Source organism: Paenibacillus sp. UMB7766-LJ446 (assembly GCF_030226665.1).
GTDB lineage: Bacteria > Bacillota > Bacilli > Paenibacillales > Paenibacillaceae > Paenibacillus > Paenibacillus vandeheii.
The window spans coordinates 553,169-574,969 of the sequence record NZ_JASOYM010000001.1; the positions used below are offsets into that span (position 1 = coordinate 553,169).

A 21,801-nucleotide genomic window follows, 5' to 3' on the forward strand; every position below is an offset into this window, starting at 1 on the left:
CGACTATGAACCTGTCTGAACATTTAACGAATTTCTTAATTTAGCTCTATCAAAATAACATTGAAGGTCAGAGCGGTTCTTAACTGTATATTGTCGTGAATACTGCGTCTTAATTATGGATCTCACTTCACGTTTAGCCTGGCTAAATTCATGTAGCAATCCGAGTTTTACGACTACTTCATACAAGGAGCGCCACTGCTCATTCTCTTCTTTTGCCTGTCTCCGTCTTCTCCTGTTGTCCTGGTACTGCCAAAGAAGTTCTGTAGGGTCAATCTCTTCCGGACCTAATAATTCAATGGCGTGTGTCAAATCCATTGCTTCTCCATCACAGAAGCCGATCGTTCCCGCCGTTTCGTCAAACCCAGCTTTGATATACTTAACAATCTCATGAAGATTATTAGCAGCTTCTTTGGGAGTCATATCAAGCGCCTGCTTTCTCCAGTTTGATAAAATAAATTCCATGCGTTTCATCGAATTGAAGCAGATACCTCTTCCGAGCAACTTCTTTACTTTCAAGCCACCGTCCCAAACGCTTATTATTTAAACAAACATTCCCTCTGCTGCCGTATGCCTGAGAAAGTTTTTGTCCTTCTTCGCTTTTGAATATGATCAAACAAAACTTTTCTGGATTGAATCCAACTTTTAAACGATCACCTTTGACAACCGAAATCATTTTAGATGCAGAGACATTCAAATGTATGCCTGTGGCATTCACTCCGACGCTGGCTTCAGCAGCGCTGACGGCAGTGTACCACTCTATCCCATCCATTAAAGTTTTAATCCCATGTTGCTTAGCTTCTTCTTGGCTTACTTTCCGTGTAGTCACATTGCTTGTCATTGATTTTTCCTCACTTTCGGGAATCCCCAAGTATTGTTTATAGTTTCTTCCAATTTTCATCGTCATCCGAGATACGTATGATTGAGTGACACCCAACACCTCTGCTATGGAGTACTGTGTAGTTCCGGTTAGAATCATACGAATTAGTTTTTGTTCTCTTGGCTTTAAAGTATTGATAAACTCTTCCACAAATAAATAAGTAGCGTCATCTTCTGTAGGGATCAGTCCAAGTAGTGTATTGGATTCAGATTGATCAGATGTTACGAAATCAAGAGAGGATACTTGCTGGTTATCCTTATAAATTTGTGCTTGCTTTACTCTTTTCAGTGAATATCCGGTCTTCTCCACAATTTCAGATTCAGGAGCGTCCCATAAGTCCAGTTCGCTGATTTTCCGTGCCACCGTTATGACACTCCTTGGCGTCCGAACCGTTGCTCCTTTTGTCGATAGAAATGTTTGAATGTACCCTTGAATCATCCGAGCGGCATACGTCGAAAATTTAATATCTCCTTCAACCTTTGTGGGGTCAAAATATTCAAAAGCTTTTATTAAACCGATGGAACCTTCCGATACCAAATCGTCATAACCTGAGCTGGCGTTGATCCTTCCTCGGAATTTCTTGGCAATGTGGTGAACCAGCCCTAAATTGTCATTGACCACATCACTCAAATACCCTAAATGCGGGTTATAATCGGGCGTCATGTCCTGCCCTCGCTTTCTTTGAGCTGCATACACAGCCCATCGTATTTTTCCATGGCAGGCATTCGGCGTGGATCATCAGGAGCAAGGGAATCAATGAACTCAGCACCCTTCACAATCCTTTCTCGCAACCGATCTTGGTAGTAAGTGACCAGTTCCCGGAAGATACCTTCGAAGTGGTCCAAGATTTCATCTCTTGTTAGATAAATGCAACCTTGACTCTTTAAGCGAGCAGCCGTATGTTCGTCCACCTGTCCGTTGTTCAAAGATGTTTCAATATGTCTGACCAAAATTGTTTGGTACTGCATAATGAGTCTCACGTTGTTCTCTAACTCCAGATGTTCTGACGAACCCGACATTTTATCCCGCCTTTCTCGTCAATAATTGATTCGTGCTAAGTTCGTAAACTTGCTAAAGTTCTTCAAGTACGCCATTTCAACAAGTCCGGTACCTGTATTCCGTCCCTTGGCTACGATGATTTCAACAATATTTCTCTTTTCCGTCTCGGCGTTGTAGTAATCGTCCCTGTAAAGAAAATCAATTTCGTCCGCATCCTGTTCAATGGAACCGGACTCACGTAGATCAGACATCATCGGACGCTTGTCCTGACGCTGTTCTACGCCCCTGCTGAGCTGGGAAAGAACTTCTACAGGACAATCATTGTCTCGGGCAATCTGCTTTAAGTAGCGGCTGATATAGGCGATTTCCTGTTCACGACTTGAAAACTTTTTGCCAGAGCTGATCAACTGCAGATAATCAATCTGAATGAATATTTCGCCGTATTCCTTTTTGAGTTGTTTGGTCTTAGCAGCTATCTGCTGGATGGTGATCCCCGGTGTATCATCGATGACAATGGGTAAGCCGCTCAGAAGCAAACGAGCGTTTGTGTAGTCCCCCCATTTTTCTGGGCTTAAAAGACCTGTACGAAGCATTGTTCCATCAATGTTCCCTATATTTGCAATCAATCGTTCGCCTAATTTCTTGCCGGGCATTTCCAAGCTAAATATTCCTGTGGTTACACCGTGACTTGCAGCAGCCTTGGAGTTATTCAACATAAAAGCTGTTTTACCAACCGATGGCCTTGCAGCTACAATGATTAAATCTTGCTTCTGTCGTCCGCCTGTGAGCTTGTTCAGATCATCCCCGCAAGTGGGCACCCCTGTAATCCCTTTGGATTTACTCCGCATGTCCAAATCATCGTCATGACCGTCCATCACTTCGCTAATTTTGATCATCCCACGTTCAGAAGGAGAGCGGCCGGATAACTCTTCAGCCCCAGCTTTTATATTCGCCATTACTTCAAGGGGGTCGGACGTTTCTTCAAGTTGTTTCCTTTGCTCATCCAAGAGAAGAATTGCCTGACGCTTCGTTCCAAGAGTCTGGACAATAGAAATGTATTCCTTAGCATTTGCTGCGGTCGGTACTGAGTTAACCAAATTGCCGAGATAGTCAATTCCACCGATGTCTTCTGCGACACCTCTCTTCTCCAAATCCGCGTAGAGTGTAACCAGGTCAATAGGCTTCTCAGATTCATGTAACACGATTACCGATTCAAATATAATCCGGTGCTGTGAAGAAAAGTCTTGAGGGGTCAGAAGCGCTACCGACAATGTTGTGTTGTCTTCTGATCGATCTAGAAGCAGGCTACCTAACACAGCTTGTTCAGCTTGCAGGTTGTAAAGGTTATTCATTTGCTTCACCGTCTTTCAGAAGCGGCACAACGCTTTTCTCCCACGATTCCATTAGGGCAAAGCACTGTTGCGTTTCTATCCGAAGCCGATCCGTGTTCGACGCTGTTGGGTTTCCGTATATCTGTGAAATGGCTGGTGGGAAATGTGATGTCTTGATGTGGTGCGATAAGTTTTGTTCAGCTTGTGCAAAAGGAACATCGTGAAGCATTCGTTCCCAAAGCGTGACCATTTCTTCAGTGAGTTCCACTATGGGGTAAGCTGTAGCCACCACCGCCAGAATGCGTATTACCTCTTGTCTGTTCATTCTGCTTGTCCTCCATTTGCAGTTGTTGTAAAAGTTGTTTGTTCCTGCTGAACCGACTATTGCTTGATCCGTTTGGCAACGGGACAATTGCTGTCTGCTTTGGAGCTTCTTCGAAATCGGCATACCGTTCGTTTTTCGGGTTTAAAAAGGTTGAACCATGAAGGATAAATTCGTCATCTGCTGCCTTGGCCTTGCAGTATGTCGCATAGTTCGCAGCGCAGCGGGTAAGGAGATTGGGATCAACCTTGGCCTTTAATGCTTTATCCCACATGTTCTGTGCAGCCTTCTTTCCAACCTTGCGTGGGTAAGCCGTCCAAAAATCGTCGAATGAGCATATGCTTTTAAAATCTTTTAAATTTTTAAGATCTTTAGAATCTTTAAAGCTTTTTAAAATAATATGCTCATCGTCAAATGTCAAACTTCCCATTTCGGTAACAACTTCCCCTTGCGAAATTACCGTTTCAGTAACTTTTGAATGTCCGGAATTACTGTTTTGGTAACTTCCGTTTATCTCTACATCCAAAACTTCCTGTTTCGGTAATTTTTCCTCATCAGAAGTTACCGTTTCAGTAATTCCAAAATCCTGTTTCAGTAACTTTTTATCGTTTGAAAAGTTACTGTTTCGGTAACTTTCGTCATGTGTTTTCAGATCTGGTTTAGTTACCGTTTCAGTAACTTTTTTGATGCCTTTGGTCTTACCATTTCGGTTCATTAGTACTAACTCTTCGAACCGATCTATATCCCATCCCCGATTGGGGGTTACTTGCCATGAACTATGATCCTCGTTAAAACAATACTCTGTGCCTGCCCTGCTGATCACCTGGCACGTTTCCAAGAGTTTTAGCTCCACTCCTATGTGACCAGCTCCAACGCCGCACAGGGCAAAATCCTTCTGTTTAGGAATGATAGCAACTGACTGGTCACAGCCGTAGGACAAGCGCCAGATAAAGAACAAAATGTCCTTCTGGCGCTTACTGAAATCCCGACGAATGACCTCATCCCATATCTCGTTAGCAATAGTAATGAATCCTTTTCTTCTGCGAGAATCGGTCACCCGTCTCACCTACTCTTTCTTTCCATGCTTATTCAATCGGATTTAGTTCCGAACGCTGTATCAAGAAACTTGAATAAATCATATTCACTTGAACCTTTTCCAAGCCAACGATACAAACATTGGGCCGCAAACCTTAAATAGTCTTCCTTTGGTATTTGCCCTTTTAATTCGCACAAAACGACTTCTAATACTTCGAACGAATCGGTTGACCGTGATTTCCATTGATCATAATTTAAATTGCTGAATTCCCCTGCGAATTCGCTATCTGGGCGCCTTGGATTCCTACCAAGAAGTTCAAGCATTTCCTGAGGCGTTGTTAACACAGAGCATCCCTCCCGTCCTCATACCATCCACAGGTCACTTCTGTTACCATTCGACCATGATGTTCTACTGGACGCGCAAACCACATTGCGTAATGATCCTGTTCCTCTGATGAAGCAAGTATAAAAGGAATGTCCGTTCCTGGTTCAATACCGGCAGACGCGGAAATTTCAACACCTGCAAAATGGGGTATATTCTGAACTACTATCGCTGTAGCGTTAAGAAGGAAATGAAGATATCTCTCTTTCTCGTCACTTGAAATGTCACTTTGGACTTCAACGGCTTTCTCCCAGGATTGCAACGTATAGGAAACACCATGTTTCGTAATCAATTCTTTCGCGCATATCGCCAGTTCACGAAGGGTTTTATTACTTACATCGGTTGACATTTGTATCTCTCCCTTATGGAGAGCCCTTGCGCTTTTTGAAAATATGATGTTATAATGTGCGCGAAGGGACTTCTCCCTTTGATTTTGGTTGCCTTAACGCCCTCGACCAAAAGATTGTTAAGGCCAACTATGAGTGATTATCTAAGATGACTGACAGAAGCTGTGTACGCCGCTGTAATGGCTGACATGGCTTCTTTTTCGCGTACATCGACAAGAGTAAGGATTTGAGCGAGATCGTTGTTGATCCGGTCACGGGGGTAATATTCTTCATTCGAAATCGTAAAGATGATGTCCAACAGTTGCTTTTTCATTTCCCAATATGCCATGAGTTCCGTGTGTTGCTCACCTGTTACCAATGGGGTTACATCCCTTGAACTAAGTTTTACTCCAACAAACGTAGCGTACATCGGTGCGAATTCATCGGCTGAAACATCTGCCGTATCTTCATACCCACGAAGACGTTCCACAGGCATTGCTAATCTGGACGCCACTTCCTCAAGCGAGAAACCAAAATTCTCACGAAAATCTTTAAACGTTAATTTTTTTCCTGTGTTCATTTCTTAGCAGCTCCTTCTTCTTGTTTTTGAATGTTCCGTACAATGATGGCATGTTGCAGCGGGTTCCCAAACCACAGTCGGGCCAGTTCTGGAAGAGTCATGAACTCACCTTCCCAACGTAACCTACCGTCAGTATTTGATTTCCGTCTCCCAACACTTTCACGCTCTTAATGACACGACCTTCGCGGATCAAGTTCGTTAAGAACTGGAAAGCATCCTCGAAGTCATCAGAGGTAATTTCCATATGAATGATCTTGTCATCAAATTCAGAATCATACTCCCGTGCTGAATCCAGTGCTTCCTTCGTCATGGCTGCTGTGCTGAACCAAGCTGCATGGGTTTCTGAGGAAATGCAAATGTCGATTTGGTGATCGGAAAATACATAATCAAAACGATGCCCTTTCAATTCGAATGCGAATTCCGCTTCCCCAAGATTCACGATTAACGATTGATCTTCAGGAGCGCAATCAAGGATACGATCCACCTTCACTGGCTGGTAACTGATTCCCATCAATGGATCTGCTTGTCCTCCTTTCAATTCCAAGCTGCACAATACGTTATGTGATTGCATTACATTGAACAGGTGAAAAGCAAATGCGGGGGTTGTAGGCAATAATGTTGACATTTTAGACATTTCTCCTTTTTAAGGGCGTATTTTTTGAAGGAAGTTAAAATACCTGTCATACTCATAAATTCGTAATACATGAAGATGAGCCAACGTATTGTCTACGGCCATCCACCAGTTATGTTCATAACGTTTATAGAAACTGTCTGATCCCATTGTCAGGGCATCAAACATCAACTTTTCGCAATCATGTCCATCCTCATAAAGAAACTCGAACCACTGAGACAGCCTTTCAATTCTGCTTGGTTTAGGCAGTATGTTAAGCACAAGCCATTCCACACCGTCTATACCCTGAGACAGCTTATCCGCAATAATCTGATTTTCCATTTCAAATGCCGCCCTGTTATCTTGATACCAATCAGTAAAACTTTTGATCATGTTGAGTCTCCTTTCTCATAGCTTCGTTCCAATACATTGTTGCGGTGAATTTTCGTTACATAGTTCCAGTACGCTGTTGCCTAAAAGATCCTATCCCGTAGAACTGGATTTCTCCTTCACTTCCAACCATTTGTCTAATGCAATCTGGCGGAAGTGAATTAATGTTCGATTCCTAATGAACGGAATCTCACCATTTTTGACCATGCGCCGTAAAGTGGAGTCCGAAACTTTCAGATACCTGCAGGCTTCTGAAAAGTCGAACACGTTGGCGTATAAGAGACGTTCAATGTCTGGTTTAATCTCAGCCATGATTTCATCTCGTAGTTCCTGCTTAATATCCACCCGAAGGGCTTCAATGAAATCTGTGGTAGATGCCATCATGATACAACCTCACTTCCCAGTAATATCCACTCAACTTCACTAAAGGAAATAATCTACAGATACCCCGAAGTAGTCTGCCAAAACCTTTAGTTTGTTAACTTTTGGCGTGTACTTCCCTTTTTTCCAACTTGTCAATGTGGCAGTAGTTACACCTGTGTCTTTAGCGACACGGTAGGCCGTTTTTTGCTCCCTGTCCAATAAGACTTGGAATTTTTCATACATTTTCCATACCTCCCCCCAACAAAAAAAGGTAATAGCGTTGACACAAGCTAAGTTTTCTTATATATTATAAGTGTCAGTTAAGTTATAAAAGAAAACAGAGCTTTTTTTGTAACTCGCTAAGTTTTCTAGCTATGCTTGTATAATAGCACAGCTTTTTAAGCGAGTCAACGAAAAATAGCTTAATTAATTAAACTATTTTTTTGAGGTGGGTAACCTATGTACGAAATATTAGAAAGATTGTTAAAGGAACACGATATGACAGCTTATCGACTAGCTCAGGAAACCGGCGTCTCTACTGCAACACTTACAGGCTGGAAGCAAGGAAAATACACGCCAAAAAGAGACAAATTGCAGAAAATCGCTGATTATTTCGGCGTAAAGGTTGGCTATTTAACAGGAGAAGAGAACAGAGAAACTGAGACTAACAGTGATGCTCCATACCACGAACTGAATACGAAAGATGAAATTGACATTGCAAAAGACCTGGAACGTATCATGAATAATCTGGAAAGCAATCACGCTTTGGCTTTTTATGGTGAAGAGGCCGAATTTGATGATGAGGCAAAGGAACTTCTTCGCATCCAGCTCGAACAGACTATGCGCATGGCAAAACAAATGGCAAAGAAAAAATTCACACCTAAGAAATATCGCAACGATTAAGCCAGTTGGAGGTTCCATATGACAATTAAGCACAAAGTCAGCAGACTTACTCGAAAATATAAAACAAACGATCCGATACACATTGCTACTCAGATGGGAATCCAGATTGAATATCGCAATCTTGTTGGAATGTTAGGATTCTTTCAAATTTACTGCCGTATACCGTTTATACATGTCCATCAGAATCTTCCTGAATCAATGATTCGTTATGTAATTGCTCATGAGTTGGGACATAGAATCTTACACCCTAAAGAAAATGTTCCTTTTTTAACGACATATACACTTCTGTCCATAGATAAGATTGAAAGACAAGCAAATGAGTTCGCTGTAGAACTCCTGATACCTGATGAATTAATTCTGAACGGTCTTACTATCTTCGAAGCTGCTTTACATTGCGGCGTTCCAAAAGAAGTGGCACATCTAAAAAGAGTGCATACGAAGTAAAACTCATAATAATTATTCATACCTCATGCAATAGCAATGTAGGATAGCTTTGTGTACATAAAAAAAGAACATACGTTCCTTTTATGGGGGGGGGTGATTTACATGTAAATGGAAATTGTTGTATCCGGATCAAAACTCAGAGAGGAAGATAAGCATGGCTTGGAGTGAGCATTTAGGAGGTAACAAGTATAAGATCGTCGAGCGAGATCCCTCAAAGGCATCCAAACCCAAAAGGTCTGTTACCGTATATATGCCAGAAGAGATTGCACGTTTGAAGTCGGATAAGAAGAAAGAAGCCTGGCTGATAGTCCAAGAAGATAAATGGAGCGAAGCCGTCACAACGGGTAAGTACGAAGACAAAGGCAAAAACCGCAGCAGAGCAAATAAAAAAACATTCGCTGAGTTTATACCCACGTGGAAACAGATCTACGCTGTTGAGAATATGAGCGGCGGGACAATATTCTTTACAGAGAACATTTTGAATAGCCGGATCATACCGGAATTTGGTGACTACTGGATTGATGAAATTACCACTCTCCAATTAGTCCAATGGTTCTCAGCGCAAAAGAACAAGAAAACTGGAGAAGCTTTGGCTACCAACTCCAAACTAAATATTTACAAAGCGCTAAAGTCCATCTTTGATAAAGCCCATGACTGGGGCGTAATTAAAGTTAATCCAATGGATGGATTTGAACGCCCGTCTGCAAAGAAGCAGGAAAAAAAGCGGATGAAGGATGTCAAACAGAACTACACCAAAACTGAGGTCGCTGAGCTACTGAATGCCATGTATGAACTGCCAACAAGATGGCGGCTATACTTTACGGGTGTAATGCTTGGCGGATATCGACGTGGGGAATTCTTAGCTATTGAATTGACTGATTTAGATTATGATCAATCCATGATTTACATTGAAAAACAAATCACTGTAGATCAAGATGGCCAGAAAGTGGAGACAGAGGTTAAGACCATTGAGTCCGAGGGATGGGTGCCTATGCCGAGGTGGTATATGGATGAGCTCAAACATTATGAGCGACAATGGAAGAAGGAAAAGCTGCTCTGTAAAAAATGGCTGGGTGAAGATAAGCAATACCTCTTCCATGGAGGTAAAGGCGTGATGTACTTCCCAAGTACAGCGACAAACACCTGGTCTAAGTTTCTGAAAAAACATGGATTCCCCCATGTGAAGCTTCACGGGCTTCGTCATACTGCAGCTACATTGCTTAGGGAACATGGAGCTGATCAGCGAAGCATACAGATGTTCCTTCGGCACTCTAAGCTCGAGACGACAAACCGCTACACTCATGAAGGAGTCTCAGTCAATCGCGGTCTGATAGACCATCTCGAGGACTTAAATCCAAAAGTGAAGAAATTTGCCCCATGACTGCCCCATGGAGCAAAAGTCACCTGTCTCATGTCGAATTATATACAAAGAAAAAACCCCGCAGGAACGGGGCTTAAAGGTAACACATCATACTAAGCGGGTGATGGGAATCGAACCCACGCTATTAGCTTGGAAGGCTAAAGTTCTACCATTGAACTACACCCGCGCGAATGACGATCGGGACGACACGATTGGAACATGCGACCCCCTGGTCCCAAACCAGGTGCTCTACCAAGCTGAGCTACGTCCCGTCAAGTTCCGGGGAACATTAACATGAATTTTACAAAATTAATATACCATGATCATCCAACGCTTGCAACTTCTTTTTACTATTTCTCCCTCCCCGTTTCGGAAAATCAAAAAGACAGAAGCGTGTCTGCGCCCCTGCCTATCCTTAACCTGTGGGTTTATCCACATCTCTCAAAAACTTTTTTTCAAAATCGGCTGCCAAAATCGGTTTGCTGAAAAAGTACCCTTGAGCCTCATGACAATGCTGATCACGAAGGAACGAAAGCTGGTCCTCATTTTCAACGCCCTCAGCCGTTACCTTCAACTGCAAGTGATGCGCCATCGATGTTATGGTCGATACAATCGCCGCGTTGTTACTGTCCTCCATCACTTCATTGACAAAGGAACGGTCAATCTTGAGGCGGTCAATCGGCAGATCTTTCAGATAATGCAGCGAGCTGTACCCGGTGCCAAAATCATCAATACTGATGTGCACACCAATTTCTTTAATTTTACGCAACTGTTCAAAGGCCCGATCTTTATCAAACGTCATGCTCTCGGTAATCTCCAGTTCAAGCCACACCGGTTCCAAGCCCGTTTCCTTGAGAATGCCGCTGATGTTATCCAGCAGATGGGAGTGTCTGAACTGCCTCATGGACAAGTTAACCGACACACACAGCTTGCGGTAACCCGCTTCCTGCCACCGTTTATTCTGAGCACATGCCTCACGCAGTACCCATTCTCCAAGCGGTACGATCAGCCCACTCTCCTCAGCAAGAGGAATAAATTCCGCAGGGGATACTGACCCTCTTAGCGGATGCTGCCAGCGCACCAAAGCCTCCATACCTACAATCAAGCCACTCTCCAGATTGACCTGCGGCTGATACACCAGATAGAATTGCCCGCGATCCAGCGCTTTGCGCAAATCATTCTCAAGCTGCAACCGTTCCTGGGCTTTCATCTGCATCGCATGGGCATATCGGTTTAGCTCCATTCCCTGCTCTTTGGCATTATGCAGTGCCGTATCCGCATTCTGAATGATCTCCTCCGGTGAGTCCCCGTCATGCGGGAATATTGCCATACCAATACCCAGCGTGAGATGATACTCGTTTCCATCTACAGTTACAGGCTTTTCGAACAGCTGCAAGATTGATCTTGTCCGCCGCAATGCCGTATCTGTTGTGCTGAAATCTGTCATTGTGAGTACGAATTCATCTCTTCCCAGTCCGAATACTTCCTCTCCCGGGAGCGAAGAATGCTTCAAGCGCTGTCCTACCTGACGAAGTACACGGTTAGCCGCCTGTTGGCCCAATGAATCATTAATTGTTTTGAATCGGTTAATATTTAATACTAACACCCCGACAAGCTGCTCCTCTACCATAGCTGCATCCATCATCACTTTCAGTCGTTGAGAAAGGCGACGGCGATTGGGCAGCCCTGTCACATCATCATGGTGAGCAATAAAGTTCATTTTTGCCTCAGCCACCTGCTGCTTGAGGAAAGGCGTATCCACCACAGACGAATACAGCCCCTTCTGGATGAAGAAATAGCCAAAACAATTACTTAATAGACCCAGCAACAGATTGAGATCATTAATTTTCGTAGCCGAAACAAAGTAACATTCTCCATAGAAAAAACAGAGGATGGCGCAAAGGACGGTAGATAGATCACGATCTTTTCCTTTTTTCCATTGAATGAATAACACGACCGCAGTCACGCCATACAGAATGCCGACCAGGAAATGAAATCGGGTAAACATGCCACCAAGCACATTCCCCTCCAGCAAGTTCGGAAGTACAGCCCATTCCTGAATAGCAAATGTATACAAAACAATAAAAATACCCAGCGTTCCCCCGAACAGTAAAAATTTGCGTGGTAACGCAATTTTCCTCTCGCTGACTGCATATATGAACAGCAAACCAGCCGCACAAACAAGAGATCCAAGCGACATCATCTTCAGCGAGAACTCCGACTCCACCATCGCACCATTCGGCATCTCTTCCGCAAAAGAAACAATGTGAACCAATTCAAATAAACCAATCAATAAAAACAACGTTGTCATAAGGACCCTTCGGAGGGTCAGTCTTTGAATCTGAAATAACCAGCTTTGATTATAAATGCCGATACAGGCCGCTGCCGCAGCGAACCCACCCAAGAGTGTCAAAACCGGGTAACCCGATATGATCAGATCAGAGCTTGCAGAGGAACGAAACCATTGATTTGCGAGGAAACACAATAAGCCGCCTATCGCGACCCAACCTATTTTTCTCTGATCTTGCTGATTAGCCTTCATGCCGTGTTTTTCCTTCCCGGGATCACCTATCCTGAAATAACATTAACGATATAAATCTACTTTGTTACAATTTTCGACATTTTATTATATCTACCAACGTTCAATTCACATGTGAATACATGCTATCTGGTACATAATAACATTTATTTCCGCAGACGTGAACAAAAAAATGAGCACTCCTAGGAATATTTATTCATAGATATGTAGAAAAACAAGGCAATAAGAACTAAAAAAACATGAACCCCCCATCGGAGTTCATGCTTTTTTTGAATTTGCAACTGTATTTTAGACTATTTTTCGTCTTACGTGCACCATTCGACTTAAAACGCTAATGCGCTAAAGTTATAGACGTATTAGATCCAACTCTAGTTCACTGGAACTCCAATTCAACAATGATGCAACCTGTTTATTTGTCAAAATTCACTTCTGGTGTTGTCAATTTATCATAGAAATCAACAACTTTGTCTTTGTCTTCGGACGAACGCAGTGCCATAGCCGAGCGAGGATGCTCGTCCAACGTACCTGTAATCATGTAAGGCAAAATGTAACCCCATTCTTCCTTCTCACGGAGAGGGACCATCAATTGCTCCAACACACCAAGGACTGGACGCAGATTGTATTTCGTGCCTTTCAGATGAGCAACGAGCAGTTCAGTCGGGCAGTTCCCTGCAGCACGTCCCATGCCATATACGGAAGCATCCAGCAGTTCAACGCCAAGCTCTGCTGCTACCAATGTGTTGGAGAAGGCGAGCTGCATGTTATTGTGTGTATGAACACCAAGACGTTTGTTCGGCAGATGAGTCTTGAACTTCTCCACCAGGTATTTCACATCGTTATGATCCAGGCTACCGTAGGAGTCTACTATGTATACAACATCCACAGCGCTTTCCTTAATCAGTTCAAATGCTTCCAGCAGTTCATTTTCCATTACATTAGACAATGCCATAATATTCAGCGTTGTTTCATATCCACGATCATGGAACGTTTGAACCAGAGCTAGAGCCTTATCTACATCTTTGCTGTAGCAGGCTACACGGATCAGATCCAGCATGCTTTCGCTGCGTGGCAGAATGTCATTCTCGTCCACACGTCCAACGTCAACCAGTGCAGACAATTTGGTGTTGCCTTTTTGAGGAATAACTTTGCGCAGGAAATCATCATTCAGAAAACGCCATGGTCCTGCTTCTTCCGCACCTTTCAAGAGCTTAGGTGAGTTTTTGTATCCAATTTCCATATAATCAACGCCAGCTTCATTCAATCCAGCATAGAGCTGTTGAACAAAGTCCACGCTAAAGTCCCAGTTATTTACCAATCCGCCATCACGGATTGTACAATCTACTATTTTGCAATGATTTGTCTTCATTAATGTCTGCTCCTTTTCTGACCAACTTGTGTATTCCTCTCATGATACTTGAACGTAACAAGAAAAGTAAAGGGATTCCCGACTTATTTACTTCGATAAGATTTCCATATCCGATCCATCTCACTCATCTCGGAATCTTCTGGAGATTTCTTTCCATAGCGCACAGCGTTATAGGTATCTGGCAGCATCGCAGAGAGCCTCTGTTCATCTTCTCTAGCTCCGTGCTGAACAATCGTCTCCGCAGCCTCCAGTGGCGTATGTGCACGCTGTATATCCACACCCCGATGTGCAGCTCTGTCGATCCACTTCCGATAATAATATCGAATACGTTCAGCTTCCTGGGAGGGCAGCGGCTCCTTCTTGCGGAACCAGGATTTGCGTGTTTTTGCCGGCGCCTCTAACGTTTCGCTGATGTCCACATACTCCGTCCTGGGTTCTACCTTCTTCTGACCTGGCTGCAGCAGCCCTTTGAAACGCTCCAAAAGTTTATTTATGGCCTTTTGCCCCAGACGCAGGATAAGCCACAGAATAACAACGGCAACAGCCCCCATGACGACCCAACCCAGGATATCCCAGAAAATAGAGGGCTCCCCTGGTTGTTCCATTCCTTCAGGTAGCATCGGCGGTTCATTTGGAGCTGCAGGCGGAGTAGGAGGCTCCTGATTGGAACTCGAACCTATTAATCCTCTGATCCATGCAAGCAGACGGTCACGCAGTGGACCTAGCCAGGCAACAAGACTGGGAAAAGCGCCGATCCCTGCGATCACAAACAGCATCCATAACAGACGTTGGTGATTCGTCCGGGCAAACTCACGCAGCACAATCCTTCTTGAGCCATCATTTAATGTCGCCCGATCCAGCTGCACACTGTACTGACCTACCAACCATCCAGCAAAACTGATGACTCCCGCTGTATATATGGTTCCAGTGTACATCAGGAGGGGTTGCATGAATTCAATCCCATTGGCTGCCCCACTGAGCACAATTGCACTGACCACACCCCAAATCTGCAAGCGCCAAATTAAAATCGAACGAAAGACCGGTTGAAAATTCAATCCAATATAGGATGAGATCACACCCCATACCACTGCCGTGAGCAAATCTGGTAAAGGAAGAACGCCTACTATTGCAATAACCAATGAGACCAGCAGCCCCATAACCAGCGCTGCACCCCATCGAATAAAAGTGTTTTTTTCGCTAATGGTTGGTAACCTGTGCTGAACCCATTGACCTAACCAACCAGCTACAACAAAGATACTCATTAGTGTATACGGCAAAGGTCCGGTTGCATAAAGGGCTGTTAGGGTCAGAAGCGGATAAAGATATAAGCCGATCAACAGAACGGCCGACATGGATAAAAGCACTCTTTCTTTGGTACTGGTACTGTTGGCATCATTCATGCACTCACCGCCTTAGCATCGCTTTTCCCACCCTCTACCGGGAGTATGGTCACACGGTGGCCTTGCTCATGCAAACGCGCAATTTCATGCTCCATGGCTGGAGATACATAGGACGTAATTAAGAGATAACTGCGAACCTGCTGGGCTTCTTCATTACGTTCTACTTCATCACTCAGAAACTGCTCCATAGGAACCATGCATTTTAACTCCGTCTCCGCCATAGCTTCCAGCAGCATTTCCAGATGTGGACTGCCGTAATCCGGCTCAATTCGTAATGGTTCACGCCCTCCACTTACACGGTAGCCATTATGAGCAAATCCTGCGGGCAACCCTCTTCCAATCGCATCTACCGCTGCAGTTGCCGCATAACGGAGTGCCCGTTCGATCATCTCCGGACGGGTCACGACGCTCCACATATCCGCGGACTCCTGAATGTTGACCACAATCCAGGATTGAGGGTCCGCAGTCCATCCTTGCTTGTACACCTGCAATTCACCCGTACGTGCACTCGCTTTCCAGTGAATACGATTCATTGGGTCGCCTGAACCATACGGACGAACGCCAAGAATGAGAAAGGGATCTTCAACAATCCAACGGGATACCTCAACCTCACCCTGCCATACCTGATAGATCGCAGGCAGATCCTCCGCATGAACAAGTGATGGATATACAACCATGGACAGATGAACGGGGATTGGCTTCGAGGTACGCCAGAGGCCAAACAGATCCCCTCCGGTCATTGTCACGGTGTTCAACGTATATATCCCACGTCTGCTGCATACAAAAGGATGCTTGCGGGTAATACGAGTAAACGGTTTCAAAGTGAAGATACTTTTATGATTCTGATAGATATCTCCCTGGCTGATATCCATACCCGAGCCGGAACGAAATACAAATGATACTGGCATCATAGCTTCAAGTCTAAGCCATGGAACCGAAATTCGTTTTTCATTCGCAATGGTCTCTACCATCTCCAGCTCATCTCCGGCGTAACAGCGCGTTTTGCTGAACTGTCGGGTATACTTCAGCTTGCGTAAAGCGGGACGTCCAAACCATATGCCGTGTACTCCAATAACAATACCTCCAACAATGACAAGCCATAGTAATGCCATAAGTTATCGCCCGTTGCCTGCAGCAAGATTCTCCGTTGGCACTTCAATCTGACTCAAAAGTTCCTGAATAATGCGTTCCGCCAAGCCTTCTTGCTGCCTCACCCGGTTGCGGAATACAAGTCGATGGGCGAGGACAGGCTCTGCCAATATTTTAATATCATCAGGGAGCACAAAGTCTCTGCCATGTAATGCAGCCCAAGCCTGACTTGCCTTGAGCAATGCCTGAGCTCCACGTGGACTTACGCCAAGTGAAAGCTCGGGATGCTGCCTCGTAGCTTCTGTCAGATGAATAATATAGCGCAACAGATCTTCGTCAATCTGGACCGATGTATACGTGTTCTGCGCCTCAAGCAGCTGCTCACGACTAATGATCGCGGACAGATCAGCAACAGAACGGCTCGCTACCGTACGTCTCAGAATCTCCACACTTTCTTCACTGCTTGGATAGCCCATTCGAATCTTCATCATGAAACGATCCATCTGTGCCTCCGGTAATGGAAAGGTTCCCTGGTTATCTACCGGGTTTTGCGTAGCAATGACGATAAATGGTCGCTCCAGCTGTCTGGTCGAACCATCAATACTAATCTGCCGTTCCTCCATACACTCCAGCAAACTCGACTGAGTACGCGGTGTAGCCCGGTTGATCTCATCGGCCAGCACCAAATTGGCAAACAGAGGGCCAGGTCTGAACTCAAAGTCACCTTCCTTTTGGTTGAAGAAATGAATACCCGTCAAATCGGAGGGCAACAGATCCGGTGTGAACTGAATACGCTGAAAGGTGCAATCCAATGAAGAGGCTACCGATTTTGCCAACATGGTTTTCCCCGTACCTGGCACGTCCTCCAGCAGAACATGTCCTGAAGCAATGATGGCTGTCATCACAAGCTCAATCGTTTGGTCTTTCCCCACAATGATCTTCCCTACATGATCCATTAGCTGCTTGTTCATTTGTTCCAATCCCTGGATATTCATAATTGGTTTTTCCTCCCGTGAATTGAGCATATGTATTCGCATTCATTCTAACTATAACCCTAATCGTCCCAACAAAAAACAACAGGAACCGGCGGGTAGCCAATTCCTGTTCGTTCTGCTTTTGCCTTTACACCAAGGGAAGCATAATGATGAACCGGGTACCTTCCCCTTTTTTGCTATCCACTGAGATGTTGCCTCCGTGATTCTTAATAATGCGATAACTCACGGAAAGTCCCAGCCCTGTTCCGCTCTCCTTAGTGGTGAAAAATGGGTCAAACAAGCGTACAAGCGTGTTGTTGTCCATTCCCTGTCCATTGTCGGCAATGGAGATCTGCACATACTTGTTCTCGGTTCCTGTGGAGATCCGAATCAGACCTGTGTGCTCTTCGCCCACATCCTCGATGGCATCCATCGCATTTTTGACCATATTCAAAATTACCTGCTTAATCTGTTTGACATCAATGGACACATTTAACGGGACTTCTGCTTCATCCAGGGTAATCTCGCATCCCTTCATTAATCCTTCGCTTTCTGTCAGCAGGACCACCTCTTTGAGCAAAGAGTTAACAGACATAATGGTCTTCTGAGGAGCTGACGGTTTCGAGGAATTCAGAAATTCGTAGATAATGTCGTTCGCCCTGTCAATCTCCGTTAGAATGATTCGAGCGTACTCGTCTTTCCCCAATTGCAACAAATGGGGCCGAAGCAACTGGATAAATCCGCGGATAGCCGTCAAAGGATTGCGAATTTCATGAGCAATAGATGCCGAAATCCGCCCCAACATTGCAAGTTTGTCATTTTGATAAGCGGTCTGCTCAATCTGTTTATAATCGGAAACATCCTTCACACTGAATAGGAAGTCTCCATCCATCTGATCCCCGTACGTTACTGTAACTAACCAATGCCTGCCATACTCGTCAATCAATTCATGATAGCGCTTACGATGAAAGATGGTTTCCCGATAAATCCGTAAAATTTTCTTTTTCTTGAATCGGCTCATCTGTGGATGATGCAGCATTTGCATCAGGGTGCAGCCGCTCAACAGACTTCTAGGAAGCTCCAACAATTTTGCCATCTGAACGTTAATAAACGTCAGTACACCATTACTGTCAAACAACATAATACCGCTATCCAGATGCTCCAGGACATTCTCATACTTGTTGTTATCCAGATGTACAGGCGGGAATCCATTCGTTGGTCGAGGCACTGTATCCTGAAATTCACTAATCATGTCAGGTTCCTCCTTTTCACGTAAATGATAAACTTGCCATTCGGACATCATATCATCACAGAAACAGGAAGGGCCGATTTTTATTCATTACCGGTGCCCTTTCATTAGGGGGCTGAGCCGAAAATATGGATGGCATGTCCGGAACCCAAGCTGGTCTATTCCGGGTAACCAAGAGTCGATCCGGAAAACATTATACGTCTGTTCCATTCTAAGCTTCTCCTATTCCCAAACACGAACATTTTTTGCTCCGCCTCCTTTTGCAAGTCTGTTTTTATCATAGACAAGTTTATAGAAGGGAGTCAATCGGAGAAAGTGTCGAATGGAAATTATTTTAAGAAAAACCGTGAATTAGTTTCTCCACACAACAAAAACGAAGCTTTTTCGCTTTATTGGCGAATCAGCTTCGTTCGTATAGTTTAAATTTTAAATAATTCAATTCAATCTATAGTCCACTCTTGTTATGCTGAATTTTGAGTCTGCGCTGACTCATGACGGCTAACCGACGCTTGAGTTCGCTTTCCCATTTCTCATCCTTCATTTCCTTGGCAAGCCGAAGTAGATCCAGAGACATGTCGATCTGACGCTGTACAATGACCATACCATCCTCGCTTTCACGATTCACGCAATTTTCAAAAATCGCATCTTCATCTTCCGTCACGTAATCTTGAAAATCAATCTCCGACGCACCATCTCCATGCGCATATTCAGCCAGAATTTCATATTCATTTTCCACTTTATAATGCACTTCTACCCGGTGACATACCGGACAAAACAGCAGGGGAACATTATGAACCTGGGTGCGGTAATGCTTCAGCGTGCCCTTTGTTCCCACCATACTTGCCCCACAACAGTAACTCATTTTTGTTCACCCTCCTTATAACGTGCCGAGACTTTTTAATGGACAGCAGTCCCGTACACTTCAAGCACTTCCAAAAAAGGAATAGTTCCATCAGTGTATCACATTCATGTACAAATTATAAATGCAGAGCACCGGAATATTTACCGGGTTTCCATACCCTATTCGCCTTAAGGCCCTTCGATTCCTCTTTCCAAAGATAAAATGAAGGCATTCTTCTATTACATCATTACCACGTTTACGTCCCTGCTTAAACACTTTTCTTCCTTTAGGGCTTATATTCTGGCAAAAGGGTGCAAAAAGCCCTCAATCCCATGAGGGATGAGGGCTTGAACTATAAATGCTCAAGTTAAATCAGGCTTACAGGTTGTTGTCGCCTGGTTTCCAGTTCATTGCACACAATCCACCGGATTGCAGAGCTTGCAGTACGCGAAGTGTTTCTTCAACACTGCGGCCTACATCATTGTGGTTAACTACTTGATATTTCAGTTCGCCTTCTGGATCAATGATGAACAGGCCGCGCAGTGCAACGCCTTCTTCTTCGATCAGAATGCCATAATCTTTAGCAACTTGTTTCGTGATGTCGGACGCCAATGGGAAGTTCAATTGACCCAGGCCATTGCTGTCTTTAGGTGTGTTGATCCAAGCTTTGTGGCTGTGTACGGAGTCAACGCTCACGCCAAGAACTTCAGTATCCAAAGCTTTGAATTGCTCAGCAGCATCACTCAAAGCTGTAATTTCAGTTGGGCACACAAAAGTGAAATCCAAAGGATAAAAGAAAAATACGAGCCATTTGCCACGATAATCGGACAGTTTTACGGAACCAAAGTCTTGTCCATCTCCCGATACTGTTTCCATTGCAAAATCCGGTGCGGGTCTACCAACCAAACGTTCTGCCATAACTAACAATTCCTCCTTTGGGATTATGTAAGCACTCAAGTTGAATGCTCATCATTAAGAAAAACGTGAACGTTTTTCTTCTAATTAAAGTAATATTGTTACTTGATAACAAGTACAAGTAAAATGTTATCATCCGGACTTCTCAAAGTCAAGATTATAATCGTTGTTTTTTTATAATAATTATAAATAAGGATTTTTCGTGGCAAAAATCATAAAGGAACAGCCCTCTGCAATTCCGGATCGGAGCAAAGAGCTGTTCTGTTATTCCTATTATTAAGCCTGTTTCTGAATTGCCGCGACGATCAGATCGCCCATTTCCGTCGTGCTGATCGCTTTGCTCTTGTCTACAGCGATGTCACTCGTACGATGTCCTGCATTCAGCACATCAGACACAGCTGCTTCAATTGCGTCAGCACCTTCCGCATAACCAAAGGTTGTACGGAACATCAACGCCAGTGAAAGGATTGTTGCGATCGGGTTCGCCAGTCCTTGACCTGCGATATCCGGTGCTGAACCGTGTACTGGCTCATACAAACCAAAGCTGCCTTCACCCAGCGATGCGGATGCCAGCATGCCGATTGAACCTGTCAGCATCGCTGCTTCATCACTAAGGATATCCCCGAACATATTTTCAGTCACGATTACGTCAAAGCTGGATGGACGACGCAGCAACTGCATTGCACAGTTGTCAACAAGTACATGTTCCACTTCAACATCCGGATATTCCGGTGCTACACGGTTAACGACTTCTCTCCAAAGACGGGAAGTTTCGAGCACGTTGGCTTTATCTACAGAAGCCAGCCTTTTGCTGCGTCCTTGAGCAATTACAAACGCCTGACGAACGATGCGCTCCACTTCGGTTACATTATATACACAGGTATCCACGGCTTCCTCGCCTTGTGCACCTTCACGTCTGAACTTTTCACCAAAGTAGATTCCTCCGGTCAACTCACGCACGACCATCAGATCCGTACCTTCCAGCACTTCCGGTTTCAAGGTGGAAGCATCCTTCAAGCAATCAAATACGACTGCCGGACGCAGGTTCGAGAACAGTCCGAGTGCTTTACGAATGCCAAGCAAGCCTGTTTCCGGACGCAATTCCTTGCTGTTGTTATCCCATTTTGGACCGCCAACGGCTCCAAGCAGCACAGCATCCGCACCTTTACATACGGTCAGTGTTTCTTCAGGAAGCGGTGTACCTTTCTCATCAATGGCGATTCCACCAAACAGTGCATGCTCTGTCTCAAAACGGTATCCGAACACTTCCTCCGTACGTTTGAGAACTTTTTCTGCCTCGGCTACAACTTCAGGACCGATTCCGTCGCCTGCGATTACTGCAATTTTTTTCACGTCTGCCATGGGTTGTCCACTCCTTATATCGATTCATTCGATTGTTCGCTTCAATAATTAACGTGTCATTTTTAACTCTCTCTTTTGTATCATATTCAGAGGTCATTTGACCAAGATATACAATCTATGACTTTAATAGTTTTTGCCTATAAG

Annotated in this window: 24 protein-coding genes and 2 tRNA genes; 3 read left to right on the forward strand and 23 right to left on the reverse strand. The window is 44.4% G+C overall.

The genetic code is table 11. From position 1 onward, the window contains the following. Positions 1–3: 3 nt before the first annotated feature. The 12 genes from QP794_RS02675 to QP794_RS02730 all read right to left on the reverse strand — a co-directional run bounded on the left by QP794_RS02675 (position 4) and on the right by QP794_RS02730 (position 7,458). Complete coding sequence (locus tag QP794_RS02675) at positions 4–471, reverse strand: hypothetical protein (RefSeq protein WP_285074785.1); 468 nt, start codon at positions 469–471, stop codon at positions 4–6. Then, positions 422–1,540: a sigma-70 family RNA polymerase sigma factor gene (locus QP794_RS02680; RefSeq protein ID WP_285074786.1), complete on the reverse strand. Its 1,119-nt coding sequence runs from the start codon at positions 1,538–1,540 to the stop codon at positions 422–424. The genes QP794_RS02675 and QP794_RS02680 overlap by 50 nt, the downstream gene beginning before the upstream one ends. Further along, positions 1,537–1,896 carry a hypothetical protein gene (locus QP794_RS02685; protein ID WP_285074787.1) on the reverse strand — a complete coding sequence of 120 codons (360 nt, stop codon included), beginning with the start codon at positions 1,894–1,896 and terminating at the stop codon, positions 1,537–1,539. The genes QP794_RS02680 and QP794_RS02685 overlap by 4 nt, the downstream gene beginning before the upstream one ends. A gap of 18 nt (positions 1,897–1,914) precedes the next feature. Next, complete coding sequence (gene dnaB, locus QP794_RS02690) at positions 1,915–3,228, reverse strand: replicative DNA helicase (protein WP_285075195.1); 1,314 nt, start codon at positions 3,226–3,228, stop codon at positions 1,915–1,917. Positions 3,229–3,461: 233 nt separating this feature from the next. Beyond that, positions 3,462–4,586 carry a replication protein gene (locus QP794_RS02695; protein ID WP_285074788.1) on the reverse strand — a complete coding sequence of 375 codons (1,125 nt, stop codon included), beginning with the start codon at positions 4,584–4,586 and terminating at the stop codon, positions 3,462–3,464. Positions 4,587–4,618: 32 nt separating this feature from the next. Continuing rightward, positions 4,619–4,909, reverse strand: coding sequence for a hypothetical protein (locus QP794_RS02700; RefSeq protein WP_285074789.1), 291 nt, complete (start codon positions 4,907–4,909; stop codon positions 4,619–4,621). Further along, positions 4,903–5,295 (reverse strand): hypothetical protein, encoded by a 393-nt coding sequence (locus QP794_RS02705; protein ID WP_285074790.1) that lies wholly within the window; start codon positions 5,293–5,295, stop codon positions 4,903–4,905. The genes QP794_RS02700 and QP794_RS02705 overlap by 7 nt, the downstream gene beginning before the upstream one ends. 137 nt (positions 5,296–5,432) lie before the next feature. Next, on the reverse strand, positions 5,433–5,852 hold the full coding sequence (locus QP794_RS02710) for a hypothetical protein (RefSeq protein WP_285074791.1): 420 nt from the start codon (positions 5,850–5,852) through the stop codon (positions 5,433–5,435). Positions 5,853–5,949: 97 nt separating this feature from the next. Beyond that, the gene (locus QP794_RS02715; RefSeq protein WP_285074792.1) at positions 5,950–6,477 is read right to left on the reverse strand and encodes a hypothetical protein; all 528 of its coding nucleotides are present in this window, start codon (positions 6,475–6,477) and stop codon (positions 5,950–5,952) included. Between the two features lie 18 nt (positions 6,478–6,495). Next, positions 6,496–6,855, reverse strand: a complete 360-nt coding sequence (locus tag QP794_RS02720) for a hypothetical protein (RefSeq protein ID WP_285074793.1) — start codon at positions 6,853–6,855, stop codon at positions 6,496–6,498. A gap of 90 nt (positions 6,856–6,945) precedes the next feature. Continuing rightward, a complete protein-coding gene (locus tag QP794_RS02725) occupies positions 6,946–7,236 on the reverse strand; it encodes a helix-turn-helix domain-containing protein (RefSeq protein WP_285074794.1) in 291 nt (96 codons plus the stop codon). Between the two features lie 39 nt (positions 7,237–7,275). Further along, positions 7,276–7,458: a helix-turn-helix domain-containing protein gene (locus tag QP794_RS02730; protein WP_285074795.1), complete on the reverse strand. Its 183-nt coding sequence runs from the start codon at positions 7,456–7,458 to the stop codon at positions 7,276–7,278. Positions 7,459–7,674: 216 nt separating this feature from the next. Between QP794_RS02730 and QP794_RS02735 the strand changes: the two genes are divergently transcribed. From QP794_RS02735 to QP794_RS02745, 3 genes are all read left to right on the forward strand, one after another. Continuing rightward, the gene (locus QP794_RS02735; protein WP_285074796.1) at positions 7,675–8,118 is read left to right on the forward strand and encodes a helix-turn-helix domain-containing protein; all 444 of its coding nucleotides are present in this window, start codon (positions 7,675–7,677) and stop codon (positions 8,116–8,118) included. A gap of 18 nt (positions 8,119–8,136) precedes the next feature. After that, positions 8,137–8,562, forward strand: a complete 426-nt coding sequence (locus tag QP794_RS02740; protein ID WP_285074797.1) for an ImmA/IrrE family metallo-endopeptidase — start codon at positions 8,137–8,139, stop codon at positions 8,560–8,562. A 154-nt stretch (positions 8,563–8,716) separates the two neighbouring features. Further along, positions 8,717–9,943 carry a tyrosine-type recombinase/integrase gene (locus QP794_RS02745; RefSeq protein WP_285074798.1) on the forward strand — a complete coding sequence of 409 codons (1,227 nt, stop codon included), beginning with the start codon at positions 8,717–8,719 and terminating at the stop codon, positions 9,941–9,943. A 95-nt stretch (positions 9,944–10,038) separates the two neighbouring features. On the opposite strand, the gene QP794_RS02750 is transcribed toward QP794_RS02745, so the two are convergent. From QP794_RS02750 to leuB, 11 genes are all read right to left on the reverse strand, one after another. Next, positions 10,039–10,109 (reverse strand) — tRNA-Gly (locus tag QP794_RS02750). 11 nt (positions 10,110–10,120) lie between these two features. Beyond that, positions 10,121–10,194: transfer RNA gene (locus tag QP794_RS02755), tRNA-Pro, on the reverse strand. A 143-nt stretch (positions 10,195–10,337) separates the two neighbouring features. After that, complete coding sequence (locus QP794_RS02760; RefSeq protein ID WP_285074799.1) at positions 10,338–12,464, reverse strand: bifunctional diguanylate cyclase/phosphodiesterase; 2,127 nt, start codon at positions 12,462–12,464, stop codon at positions 10,338–10,340. A 406-nt stretch (positions 12,465–12,870) separates the two neighbouring features. Then, positions 12,871–13,827, reverse strand: a complete 957-nt coding sequence (locus QP794_RS02765; protein WP_053780435.1) for an aldolase catalytic domain-containing protein — start codon at positions 13,825–13,827, stop codon at positions 12,871–12,873. Positions 13,828–13,910: 83 nt separating this feature from the next. Further along, entirely contained in the window at positions 13,911–15,227 is a 1,317-nt protein-coding gene (locus QP794_RS02770) for a DUF4129 domain-containing protein (RefSeq protein WP_285074800.1), read from the reverse strand. Continuing rightward, complete coding sequence (locus QP794_RS02775) at positions 15,224–16,339, reverse strand: DUF58 domain-containing protein (protein ID WP_285074801.1); 1,116 nt, start codon at positions 16,337–16,339, stop codon at positions 15,224–15,226. Before QP794_RS02775 ends, QP794_RS02770 begins: the two co-directional genes overlap by 4 nt. A 3-nt stretch (positions 16,340–16,342) precedes the next feature. After that, positions 16,343–17,311 (reverse strand): AAA family ATPase, encoded by a 969-nt coding sequence (locus QP794_RS02780; RefSeq protein ID WP_285074802.1) that lies wholly within the window; start codon positions 17,309–17,311, stop codon positions 16,343–16,345. A gap of 127 nt (positions 17,312–17,438) precedes the next feature. Beyond that, a complete protein-coding gene (locus tag QP794_RS02785; RefSeq protein ID WP_285074803.1) occupies positions 17,439–18,542 on the reverse strand; it encodes an ATP-binding protein in 1,104 nt (367 codons plus the stop codon). Positions 18,543–18,984: 442 nt separating this feature from the next. Then, positions 18,985–19,401 (reverse strand): hypothetical protein, encoded by a 417-nt coding sequence (locus QP794_RS02790; protein WP_285074804.1) that lies wholly within the window; start codon positions 19,399–19,401, stop codon positions 18,985–18,987. 357 nt (positions 19,402–19,758) lie between these two features. After that, positions 19,759–20,298 carry a peroxiredoxin gene (locus QP794_RS02795; RefSeq protein WP_024628322.1) on the reverse strand — a complete coding sequence of 180 codons (540 nt, stop codon included), beginning with the start codon at positions 20,296–20,298 and terminating at the stop codon, positions 19,759–19,761. A gap of 273 nt (positions 20,299–20,571) precedes the next feature. After that, positions 20,572–21,657 (reverse strand): 3-isopropylmalate dehydrogenase, encoded by a 1,086-nt coding sequence (leuB, locus tag QP794_RS02800; protein WP_285074805.1) that lies wholly within the window; start codon positions 21,655–21,657, stop codon positions 20,572–20,574. Between the last annotated feature and the right edge of the window lie 144 nt (positions 21,658–21,801).